9 protein-coding genes are annotated in these 12,259 nt (G+C 35.8%); 7 read left to right on the forward strand and 2 right to left on the reverse strand.

Annotation, left to right across the window (positions count from 1 at the left end; all coding sequences use genetic code 11):
* The first annotated feature begins 34 nt into the window (after positions 1-34).
* From ACZ11_RS24190 to ACZ11_RS24215, 6 genes are all read left to right on the forward strand, one after another.
* Positions 35-1,201 carry a dicarboxylate/amino acid:cation symporter gene (locus ACZ11_RS24190; RefSeq protein ID WP_049669090.1) on the forward strand — a complete coding sequence of 389 codons (1,167 nt, stop codon included), beginning with the start codon at positions 35-37 and terminating at the stop codon, positions 1,199-1,201.
* Between the two features lie 730 nt (positions 1,202-1,931).
* Positions 1,932-3,257, forward strand: coding sequence for a nucleotide sugar dehydrogenase (locus ACZ11_RS24195; RefSeq protein WP_049669091.1), 1,326 nt, complete (start codon positions 1,932-1,934; stop codon positions 3,255-3,257).
* A gap of 10 nt (positions 3,258-3,267) precedes the next feature.
* On the forward strand, positions 3,268-4,704 hold the full coding sequence (locus tag ACZ11_RS24200) for a polysaccharide deacetylase family protein (RefSeq protein ID WP_236690939.1): 1,437 nt from the start codon (positions 3,268-3,270) through the stop codon (positions 4,702-4,704).
* Between the two features lie 5 nt (positions 4,705-4,709).
* On the forward strand, positions 4,710-6,572 hold the full coding sequence (locus tag ACZ11_RS24205) for a glycosyltransferase family 2 protein (protein ID WP_049669092.1): 1,863 nt from the start codon (positions 4,710-4,712) through the stop codon (positions 6,570-6,572).
* Positions 6,569-8,320: a polysaccharide deacetylase family protein gene (locus tag ACZ11_RS24210; RefSeq protein ID WP_049669093.1), complete on the forward strand. Its 1,752-nt coding sequence runs from the start codon at positions 6,569-6,571 to the stop codon at positions 8,318-8,320. The genes ACZ11_RS24205 and ACZ11_RS24210 overlap by 4 nt, the downstream gene beginning before the upstream one ends.
* A 21-nt stretch (positions 8,321-8,341) precedes the next feature.
* Complete coding sequence (locus tag ACZ11_RS24215) at positions 8,342-9,388, forward strand: glycosyl hydrolase family 18 protein (RefSeq protein WP_049669094.1); 1,047 nt, start codon at positions 8,342-8,344, stop codon at positions 9,386-9,388.
* Between the two features lie 199 nt (positions 9,389-9,587).
* Here ACZ11_RS24215 and ACZ11_RS24220 read toward each other — a convergent pair whose 3' ends face one another.
* Both ACZ11_RS24220 and ACZ11_RS24225 read right to left on the reverse strand, forming a co-directional pair.
* The gene (locus ACZ11_RS24220; protein WP_049669095.1) at positions 9,588-10,490 is read right to left on the reverse strand and encodes a LysR family transcriptional regulator; all 903 of its coding nucleotides are present in this window, start codon (positions 10,488-10,490) and stop codon (positions 9,588-9,590) included.
* A gap of 130 nt (positions 10,491-10,620) precedes the next feature.
* Entirely contained in the window at positions 10,621-10,908 is a 288-nt protein-coding gene (locus ACZ11_RS24225) for a hypothetical protein (protein ID WP_049669096.1), read from the reverse strand.
* Between the two features lie 564 nt (positions 10,909-11,472).
* On the opposite strand from ACZ11_RS24225, the gene sufC reads away from it, so the two are divergent.
* A complete protein-coding gene (gene sufC, locus ACZ11_RS24230; protein ID WP_049669097.1) occupies positions 11,473-12,252 on the forward strand; it encodes a Fe-S cluster assembly ATPase SufC in 780 nt (259 codons plus the stop codon).
* Positions 12,253-12,259 lie beyond the last annotated feature (7 nt).

Genomic DNA, 12,259 nt, shown 5'->3' on the forward strand with positions numbered 1-12,259 from the left:
GAGAGACAGTTGTTTTTCTAAGGAGGACAAAATCGTGAAGTTTAAATTTGGTCTATTGGCAAAAATTATTGTCGCTATTTTGTTAGCGGTAATACTTGGAGGATTTATGCCAGAGCCATTTGTACGTATATTTGCAACATTTAATGGCTTATTCGGTAATTTTTTAAATTTTGTTGTACCACTTATTATTATTGCATTTATTGCGCCGGGCATTGCTCAGCTTGGGAAAGGTTCAGGAAAATTATTAGGCTTGGCAACATTCTTTGCCTATTTCTCAACAATCATTGCAGGAATATTCGCCTTTTTGGTAGCGCGAAATGTGTTGCCTAATTTCATATCAAATGGTGCTATGGAAAGCATGAAAAACCCAGAGGAGTTTTTAGCACAGGCATTCTTTAAAGTTGAAATGCCTCCATTAATGGGTGTGATGTCAGCATTAATTTTTGCATTTATCGTGGGGATTGGTATGACTGCCATCAAAGGCGATGTGATGAAACGTGGTTTTGAAGAGTTTAATGTAATCATTGAAAAGTTAATTTCATTTGTCATTATTCCACTTTTACCATTTCATATTTTCGGGATCTTCTTGAACATGACATATGGAGGACAAGTAGCAAAAATATTATCTGTCTTCGCAATTGTCTTCGCACTTATAATTGTGATGCATTGGGTAATATTGCTAGTGCAATACACTACTGCAGGAACTTTAAATAAGAAAAATCCACTTAAGTTACTTCGAACAATGCTACCTGCGTATTTTACAGCATTAGGTACACAATCTTCAGCTGCAGCTATTCCGGTTACATTGCGACAATCACAAAAAACAGGAGCTTCAGAAAAAGTAACGAATTTTACAATCCCGCTGTTTGCTACCATTCATTTATCAGGTAGTACCATTACAATCGTAACTTGTTCTTTAGGTGTTATGATGATGAACGGTATGGATATAGGTTTTGCGCAATATATTGGCTTTATATTTATGCTAGGTATTACGATGGTTGCTGCACCAGGTGTCCCAGGAGGAGGAGTTATGGCAGCGATTGGTTTACTCCAAACAATGCTCGGCTTCGATGAAACAATGGTCGCACTAATGATCGCACTGTACTTAGCACAAGACAGCTTTGGTACAGCTACAAATGTAACGGGAGATGGTGCATTAGCGATGATTGTCGACCGTTTCAACAAAGAAACTAAATCATAAACACCAGAGTGAACGGATAGAATCACTAAAGAAAAAAATCGCCTGTTATGGCGATTTTTTTGTTTAGGTCGTGAAATAATGTTGGAGTTCTCTTAAAGATTATTTAGAGAGTGCTACTTTTCAAGATAAATAGCTAATGGTGAACATAAAGCGTTACGGGTTTAATAGTTAATGAGATAGCACACAGTTTTTTAAGACTACTAAAATTTTTTTGTGATAAGTGATTAAAATTTTTACTTGCTGAAATTTAATAAAATTACATGTTTATGTAGGGATATATCGAAAATTTATAGTTCTAAAGAAAGACGATATGGATTTAGTTAGGAGACTGGTTATTGGTAAAATAGTTATTTTTTCATTTAAAAAGGAAATTGTATAGAAAATGTTAAGTTTTATTTAGTACTATATATGTATTAGAGAGGTGCATGTTTTGAATTTTAGGATAATGTTGCTTTATTGGATGTGCGATGAGGAAATACATGTACAAAAAGTGAATCGTAAAAGAAATAACAGTTGTAGAGATAGTCTTTGAATTAGGTTTTTAACTTCTTTCAGCAAATGTTTTCGTAGCGAAAGTGAAACGTCAGCTACAAATGTTTTCGTAGCGAAAGTGAAACGTCAGCTACAAATGTTTTTGTAACGACATGCAGGCCTAAGCGCAAAATCGATTCTGGACGCAATTTTGCTGAGACATATTTGATAATAACTTAGACAAAGGAGGAATTTGTTTATGGGGATAAAAATTGAGTCAAGTGGATTAGTTTTATCAAAAAAAATCAAAACAAGAAGTGCAACAATTGGAATTGTTGGACTTGGTTATGTGGGGCTCCCGTTAGCCTTGGAAATCGTCAATAAAGGTTTTGCAGTAATTGGCCTCGATAAAGACAATGAAAAAATTACTAAATTAAAAAGCGGTGATAGTTATATTGCTGATATGTCTAATGCAGTCATAGAGAAAGCGGTTAATGAACAGAAATTTGAGCCGACAAATGATTTTTCTAAACTTGCACAAGTAGATATTATTATTATTTGTGTACCAACACCTACAACTGCAGATGGAACACCTAATATCTCGTATATTGTTGATGCAGCAAATGCGATCGTACAGAACGTATCCTCAAATACTTTAGTTATTCTTGAAAGTACAACTTACCCTGGAACAACAGAAGAAGTAGTTCAACCAATCTTAGAAAATGGTAACTTTGTTATTGGACAAGATCTATTTTTAGCTTATTCACCTGAACGTGTCGACCCTGGAAATTTTAATTTTTCAGTTTCGAACACGCCTAAAGTAGTTGGCGGAATAACACCATCTTGTTTAGAAGTTTCTAAGCTTTTTTATGAATCAGTGATCAATACAAATGTATTTGCTGTAACAAGTCCAAGGGTTGCCGAAATGGAAAAGTTACTAGAAAACACATTTAGGCAAATTAATATTGCTCTTGTTAATGAATTAAGTCAGATTTGTCATAAGATGGATATTGATGTGTGGGAAGTTATTGAATCAGCTTCGACAAAGCCTTATGGTTTTATGCCATTTACACCTGGCCCTGGAGTAGGTGGTCATTGTATCCCGGTGGACCCTAAATATTTATTATGGGCTGGCCAGCAACATGGTATTGCTGCAACTCTAATTGAGACCGCAGATAAAATTAATGATTCTATGCCAAGGTTTGTAGTTGCAAGACTTGAAAGTTATTTAAATGCGCAAGGAAAAGAGATAAGTTATGCAGAAATTGTGGTGATTGGAGTTTCTTATAAGCCAAATATTAATGATTTTAGAGAATCACCAGCAGTACGTGTCATTGACGAATTAATGGACAAGCAGTGTGGTCTAAAAGTTATTGATCCATTTATTGAAACGTTTACAGTTGGTAATTACATGTTTAGCACAGTCTCACTTACAAAAGAAATCATTCAAAAAGCAGATGCTGTAGTCATTTTAACGAATCATACAACTATTGATTATTCATTGATTGATCAACACGCTGCTTTAATTTTTGATACACGTAATACCCATTATTTATTCGAGAATGAAAAATACTACAAATTATAGGAGGGGTTCTGTGAACGCGAGTCGACTAAAAATATGTAGTCTATTATTCATTTTATTTTTAGCTGGATGTCAATCGTCAGCTCAAACTAATCAGGTTCAACCAATTGATTCAACAATTGAGGTAAAGGAACATGATGGAACAATGAGTGAAATTTATAGTCACGCAAGCATTCTTAGTCCGAAGGTAGCATTAACCTTTAATGGGCTTGCAGACAATGAAACAATGCAGAAGCTATTAAAGGTATTAGATCAATGTAACATGAAGGCAACATTTTTTGTAGAAGGTACGCGAGTGGCACAAGATCCTGAGTTATTGAAGGACATTTTAGCTAAAGGACATGAAGTAGAAAATGGTACGTTGACATTTTCTGACATGAATGACTTAAATTATGAAGAAACCTATGAAGAGATTTATTTAGCGAATCAAGTTTTTGAAGAACATCTAGGTTATACACCAAAATATGTTCGCAGTCGTACTGGTGACTCAACTGACAATATGCGTTTAGCGACTAAAACGCTCAATATGAAGGGAGTCGTAGAATCCTCCATTAATCCGAAAGATCGAAATATGCAAAGTGCAGAAGAGATAACGGATTATATACATCGTTTTATCAACAGTGGATCAGTCATTCATTTAAACACATACATTAATCCTGCAATTATTGATGTTGTACCACTATTGTCTCAATTGGGGAAAGAACAAGGCTATGCTTTCTCTACATTAACAGACGTATTAGATGAGCAATATATAGTAAAACCCTTAGAGGAAATAGAAGGCTATGACGCTATTAAAGTGAATCCGGATTATGAAAATGTACAACCAAATATGTACTACCGTAAAAATACTTCTAAAAAGGAAATTGCATTAACCTTTGATGATTGGGCGAGTGAGGAGAGACTTAAAGAAATTTTAGATGTTCTTGATAAGTATAACGTTCACTCTACATTCTTTTTAATTGGCAAAGGTGTGGAAAAGGATCCACAACTAGCGCGATTAATTGTCGAGAGAGGCCATGAGGTTGCAAGCCACTCCTACAATCACCTTGATGTTACGACAATGACACCGGAGGAACTTCAAGAGGATGTCGTGAAGGCACATAGGGCGTTAACATACGCCTTACAGGAAGAACCTTTACTGTATTTCAGACCTAATAAAGGTGCTATTAATGAAGAATCAGCGAAAATTATTGCCGCAACAGGTGTCAAATCCATTGCTATGTACGATATTGCATCATTCGATTGGAATTTAGAATTTACCGTTTCAGATATTTATAATCGTGTGATGAGTAGGATTGGTCCAGGAAAAGTAATTGTTATGCACATTTTAGATGGTACAAAAACAGTTGAGGCTTTACCAGTAATCATTGAAAAGCTGCAAAAAGATGGGTATAGCTTTGCGAAAATGTCGACTTGGATTGAAGAAGATTCAAATAAGAAAGTGAATTGATAATCATGAATAAGAAAAAAGAGATTTTAACGATACCGCGCTCTGATCGACGAATTTTATCGAATATTCCTGACCCAGAAAATGTACGAAATCTCGTTAATCGACGAGGTGCTTCGTATCAAAAGGAAGAAATCGATCCTACAGATGTCAATGAAATATATCGTTTACAGCTGTTAAGTTTACGCTATGAAACTAATTTTGAAGTACAAATTAAAAGAGCAAAGCAAAAGGTTAGTGACAAATATTATGCGGAGGATATTTCGGTTACAGGTATCCTTATATTTTCAAATAGTCCTAATAATTTTGTAATAGATGAAATTATTGCGATGAAATTCACCATACCTGGTGGTGCGATGCCAGAGGGCTATGAATCTAAGGTAAAGGTAAAAGCGAAAGTTGTTCGTCATTTTACGAAAGAAGTAGATGGTGAAACTAGATGCTATTATGCATGTGAATTTCTACAGCCTTTAAATGACTATATGACTAAAAAACGTTGGGGACTATCAATCTTTGTGGCAAGTTTATTTCTATTGATTGTTTCTCTTATTGTGGTATTAATGAGGGCTGAAAGTGTTATTTATTTCAGATTCAATAAATTCCTATATCTATATAGTATTATTGCTGCAACATTTCTTTTAAGTCGATATTTATTCGGTATTTTCTATAGGAATGTCCCAATAAATCCTAAATTTGAACCGGGCGTTTCTATTATTATTCCAGTGTTTAACGAAGAAGAGTGGATTCATAGAACAATTTTAAGCTGTATTAATCAGTATTATCCTGTAGACAAATTAGAGGTTATTGTTGTAGATGACTATTCAACAGATAGAACTGAGGAAAAAGCAAAGGAAATGATTGAACTTATTCATAGTGAGGGTGAGCGATTTAAAACAAAGAATCGCTTAAGTTTCCATAAGCTACCTCAAAATGGAGGGAAACGTGAAGCTCTAGTGGCGGGAGTGCATCTAGCCAAACACGATTTAGTCGTTTTCGTAGATTCAGATAGTTTTTTAGAACCTCATGCTATTCGAAATATTGTGCAGCCTTTCCAAGATCCTAAAATGGGCGGTGTGGCTGGAAGAACAGAGGTTGAAAATAAATTTACAAATGCTCTGACAAAATTGCAAACCGTTCGCTATTATATAGCCTTCCGGATAATGAAAGCTGCTGAGTCTTGGTTTGATACAGTAACTTGTTTATCTGGTCCATTAGCATGTTATCGAAAAGAGCTTATTTTAAAGAATGAAACAGCATGGTTAAACCAAAAATTTCTTGGACAACCCGCAACATTCGGTGATGACCGTAGTATGACAAACTATATTTTAAAAACACATCGAACGGGATATCAAGACAATGCCGTATGTTCTACAATTGTTCCATCAGATTCAAAAGTCTTTTTATCTCAACAAATGAGATGGAAACGATCATGGCTACGCGAATCGTTACGAGCATTTTTATTTATGTGGAAGAAGGAACCTTTTATGTTTCTTTTCTTCATCATCGGTTTAATCGTACCAATAGCAGCCCCTATTGTTGTTGTTTACAATCTACTTTATGTGCCAATTATGCATGGCGTTTTTCCAACTACGTTTTTAATGGGCTTGTTATTGATGGCAATGCTAATGAGTTTGGCCCATCTTTTCTTTAGAAAAAGTAAGTTATGGACATTTGGATTTATCTTTGTACTTTTCTATGAATTTATTTTGCTGTGGCAAATGCCTGTTGCATGGGTTACATTTTGGAAATCAACATGGGGTACGAGAGAAACACCTCAAGATGTCATCGCTAAAGAAAAGAAATTGGAAAAACAAAAATTACGAAAATCCCGATTTTCGATTCTAATTAGAAAAATGGGTGAGAAGAAATGAGTGAAAAAAATGGTGTATTAAATCCAGCCAAAAAAAATCGAAGGAAAGTAATACGATCCATTGTTCAAGCGATTATCGTTATATTTTTAGCGATTATTTTAATACGTGTGGTGTTTTTAACAGAAAAAAGGGTAGAGGAAACGGCTTCTTTAAAAAATAAAGATGGTTTCATCGCATTATCTTATTTTGGTGTGAGCAGAGGTGAATCTCCCAAATACGTATCTAAAGAGAATTTAAAAAAACAACTAGCATTACTTGAAAGTCAGGGTTATCAAACGATTACTCAGCAAGATATTTTAGATTTTTATCAGAAAAACAAACCATTGCCAGAAAAAGCTTTGTTTTTATCATTTGAAGATGGACGGACGGATTCTAGTATATTTGCTCAAAACATCATGGAGGATCTAAACTATAAAGCTACGATGTTTACGTACGCCAATAAAATGGATACACGGGACAACAAATTTTTAAAGCCGAAAGACTTATTGCTCATGGAGAAAAGTGGGTATTGGGAGCTGGGCTCTAATGGATACCGTCTCACTTACATTAATATTTTTAATAATAAAGGACAGTCGTTAGGTGTAATAGATGAAAATAATGTGCCGAATAAAACGACTATCGAATATTATAATCATTATTTAATGGACTTCATTCGTAATCAATATATGATTCCAAGTGAAACGCGACAGGAAATGGAAAAACGTATCCAAAAAGATTACGAGCTAATGGAAGATATTTATGAGGAGGAATTAGGGGAAGTTCCTAAAGCTTATGCTATTATGCATGCCAACTCACTTTATAATAATATGGATTCGTTAGTTGAACGTGCTAATGATAAACAAATTAAGGATATGTTTAAAATGCATTTCAATTTGGAGCTAGGGGCATATAATGATGCGGATGCTAATCTCTACAATTTAAGTAGATTACAAGTATCGCCCTATTGGTCTACCAATCACGTGATGATGAAAATCCGCCAAGCTAGTAAGCAAAATGTAGAATTTGAAGTGGGAGATTCTAAACGAGCAAAAGAATGGTCTGTCATGAATGGTGCAGCAGAATATGAAAATAATGCGATAACTATAACATCTGCACCTGCTAGTGAAGGTCGGGTAATATTGAAGGAAACACTTCCAGAGCAATATAATATAAACTTTGCCTTTAAAGGGAATGTCGTTGGACAACAATCTATTTATTTAAACTATGATGAAAAAAATGATAGCTATATTCGGGTTGCATTAATCGATAATGAGATTGTTGTTTCTGAGAAGTTACCAGAATCAAGCATTGTTGAGAAGGAGCGTTTCCCGTTAAATGAAATAAAGTGGAATGAAGAAGAGTATGCATTTAATAAGGCTACTGTTTACAATTATAAGGATACGCAAAAAGGCTCTAGAATTGACGAGGAAGAGTATCCACGAAACCTAACAAAAACAAGAGAATTTAACATTGCTGTTAATAAGGAAAAAATAAAGATAGATGTAGATAAGGTATTATCCAAAACAATACAAGTAAATCCTGACATTCAAGGATCACAAATTGGATTTGGTGCGATGTTCAGCAAAAAAGAAACTTCGCATGAACAGTATGCAGATGATATTTATGATACATTCATCGAAGATATTTTGATTACAGATAGTAACGATCGTACACTTTTTACTAACCAATACACGAACTTCAATAAAGTAAAGCACAAAACAATGACTTTAATTAATAACGTTGTTGATTTCTTTATTGAAACCTTCTAAAACGGGGGGAACTAAATTCAAGTGAAAAAAATTTTATTGTTTATCTGTCTAGCACTACTAATTATCACAGCCTGTAGTAATAGCAAAGAAGAGCCTGTTAAGGCAAGAGAACAGTTGAAGAACAAAGAAAAGCTTCAATTATCTATTTGGTTACCTGAATGGCAAATCGAATCTGCCATCAAGGATGTGGAAAATTCAGAACAGGGCTTACAAGACATTCGCGTTTTTGGTGCTTATTTTAATGAGAATGACCAATTATTATTAACTGAAGATACGATAGAAATGTTGAAACAAACACAGCAACAATTTAATGATTCTCATCAAGTGATACTTACGTTAATTAACGATACTGTTACAGATAACGCCCCTTCAGTTCAGAAGGATAGCGCGTTATTAAATCGATTGTTTCAAAGTGCGTCATCAAGGCAGCGACATATTGATAATATTATGCAAGTTGTTGAACAATACAATGTGAATGGTATCGAAATTGATTATGAAAAGGTTGCTAAAGAGGATCTTCCTGGATATGTCCACTTCCTAAACGAACTTTATAAACAGCTATCAAAAAAAGGTATTTCATTACATGTCGTACTAGAGCCTAGCTTTCCGTTTGATGTTAAATTGCCAAATGGACCTAAATATACAGTGATGGCTTATAATGTGCACGGATATCATAGTGGTCCAGGTGCAAAGGCAGACTTTTCATTTTTAAATGACTTAATAAAAAAAATTAAGAAGTCCAATCAAAAACTAGCGATTGCTTTTGCAACTGGCGGATTTGAATGGGTGAATCAAGGCAAAACAGTTGCATTAACAGAGATAGAGGTAGAGGAATTACTGAACAAAACGAAAGCGGTTAAACAACGAGATAAAGCAAGTGGTGCTGTATATTTCACATTTGTAGATGAACAAAAAGTGAAGCATGAAGTTTGGTATGCCGATCAGGAAACACTTGAAAAATGGACAGCACACGTACGAAAGAAACGCTACAATGAGATTGTTTTATGGCGTGCCGGAGGTCTAAGTTCGAAAACGTTACAATGGATTAACGAACAATCAGAGGAGTGACGGATCGGATTGCCAGAGAGACGGATGGAACAGTCGAAGTCGTGGATAGAGAAGCCAGAGTTGTGGATAGAAACGTCAAAGCGACGAATAGAACGGACGAAGTGATGGGAAGAATCACCAAAGCGACGGAAAGAATCGCTAAAGCGACAGTAAGAATCACCTAAACCCTAAAAAAAATCGCCTGCTACGGCGATTTTTTTTATTGGAATTGAGAAAGACGTGAAAAGAAATTTGTAACGAAGTCTAAAAATATTTTTTCTGATGGTGCAATCTCGCGGTTTACAGGTGAAATAATACCGACTGTTCTTGGAATTGTAGGTGATTTAATCGGTACTTTTACTGTGAAGCGGGCTGCTGAATCATACAGTGAGCTTTCTGGTAATAAGCTGACCCCGATACCTGCAGCGACAAGGCCCTTTAGTGCATCTAAGTCTTCACCCTCGGAGATGACTTTTGGCGAGAAGCCGGCAGCTCGGCAGGCATCCATAGCTACTTTATGTAATATGTATCCATCTGGGAATAATACAAATAAATCGTTACGTAAATCAGCAAGCTGAATACTTTCCCTTTTGGCTAATGGATGATTTGCTGGCAGTAATGCGGCGATATTTTCAGTAAATAATATTGTTGAAGTGATCGATTCATCCTTTGGTGGAAGCGGGCCTAAAAAAGCTAAGTTTAACTCGCGATTTTTGACTGCATCGATTAAAAAACGATAGGAGCCTTGACGGAGCTGGAATTGCAAATCTGGATATTCACGTTTAAAGGCTGAAATAACAGTTGGCAATACATAGCTAGCCAAGCTCGTTGGGAAACCGATTTTTATTGTACCTTTAGCAGGATCTAAATATTCTTCAACTTGCTTTGCGGCAAAATCAATGGCTTTTAAAGCTGTAATTGTGTGCTCGAGAAATGTTTTTCCAATCGGTGTCAATTTAACATTTCGTCCTACACGTTCAAAAAGTGGTGTGCCTAATTCATCTTCTAAATTAGCAATTTGTCGACTTATTGCAGATTGAGCAACATGAAGATGTTCGGCAGCTTCTGAAATGTGTTCACGCTCAGCAACTTCAACAAAATAACGTAATTGACGTAACTCCACTAGATATCACCTCTATTAATCGAAAAATACGATTGATTATACCTCAATTATATACTATTTAAGATGAAAAATGACCGTAAATAAATGTTAGCTAGCAAGTATTTATGATTAAAAGATAATCGGATTATCTTCAATTATTTATTTGGCTCATCATCAAAAGTAAGTGATGACATTGGTTAAATCGAATGCCTTGTATAAAAGTTGATTGGAGTGGAGGCTGGGCGACTCCTTGGGGATCAGTAGTATAGGAACGAAGGCTAAAACCATCACGTCCTGTGATAACGCCTTCGTGACCAACATCCTGCTGTTGCTGTCGCTTCGTTGCACTACGCTTTCGCACAGAATGAACCCCTATTGCTGCCGCTACGTTAGCACTTCGCTTTCGCGCAAAAAACACCTGTTGCCCCAAGCGGCTCATCGGACGCCCCCAGGAAGCTCTGCTCTGCGCAAAAGCGAAGCGACAGCAACAAATGTCTTATCTGTGCGAAAGCGAAGCGTCAGCAACAAATGTCTTATCTGTGCGTAAGCGAAGCGACAGCAACAAAGCGCCTAGCCGGAACGGAAATCAACCTCACATTATGATGGTGAGCCTTATTTACCAACTAGTGCGCTAGAGATTTCTTTCCTTTAATTGATTCCATTCTAATAAAAAAGGTTATAGTATTGATATTGTTATTTATGCAATTCTGTCACAAAACCGCTACATTTAGCGGTTTCTGCGGGGTTTCCACTATGTAGCTAGATGAAATCAATTCTCAATTAGATTTATTTCATTGAAAATGAGGAAAGTTGATTCTCATTGTCAATAACGATTAGCAATAATCTGAAAATGCTTACAAACTCTTTATTTTTAAGGATTGTTTCGGAGAAAAATGAAAGTGATTGAAATGGTTTGCATAGAGAACGATTTTCAGTTAAGATTAGAATGATGATAATTAAGGAATGGTACACCATTCACTGAACACACTATGGAGGTATTTTCATGTCAACTTTAGTTATTAAAGATCTTCACGTTGAAATCGACGGGAAAGAGATTTTAAAAGGCGTAAACCTTACAATTAATACAAATGAAATTCATGCAATCATGGGACCAAACGGAACTGGTAAATCAACACTAGCTTCTGCAATCATGGGTCACCCTAAATATGAAGTAACTTCTGGTACAGTAGAACTTGATGGCGAAAATGTACTTGAAATGGAAGTGGACGAGCGTGCTCAAGCAGGTTTGTTCCTAGCAATGCAATATCCTTCTGAAATCGCTGGTGTAACAAATGCTGACTTCTTACGCTCAGCTATTAATGCACGCCGTGAAGAAGGCGATGAAATTTCTCTAATGAAATTTATCCGTGAATTAGATAAAAACATGGAATTCCTTGAAATGCACGAAGATATGGCACAACGTTATTTAAATGAAGGTTTCTCTGGCGGTGAGAAAAAACGTAACGAAATTCTTCAATTAATGATGATTAAACCTACTATCGCAATTTTAGATGAAATCGACTCTGGTCTTGATATTGACGCGCTTAAAGTTGTTTCAAAAGGAATCAATGCAATGCGTGGAGAAGGATTCGGCTGCTTAATGATCACTCACTACCAACGCCTACTTAACTACATTACACCAGACCATGTACACGTAATGATGCAAGGTCGCGTTGTTAAATCAGGTGGCGAAGAATTAGCACAACGTTTAGAAGCTGAAGGCTATGACTGGATTAAAAAAGAATTAGGTATCGAAGAAGAAACTGAAGAACAAGAAGCATAAGAGGGAG

The sequence above is a fragment of the Lysinibacillus xylanilyticus genome, from assembly GCF_001183605.1.
In the GTDB taxonomy this organism is placed as follows: domain Bacteria; phylum Bacillota; class Bacilli; order Bacillales_A; family Planococcaceae; genus Lysinibacillus; species Lysinibacillus xylanilyticus.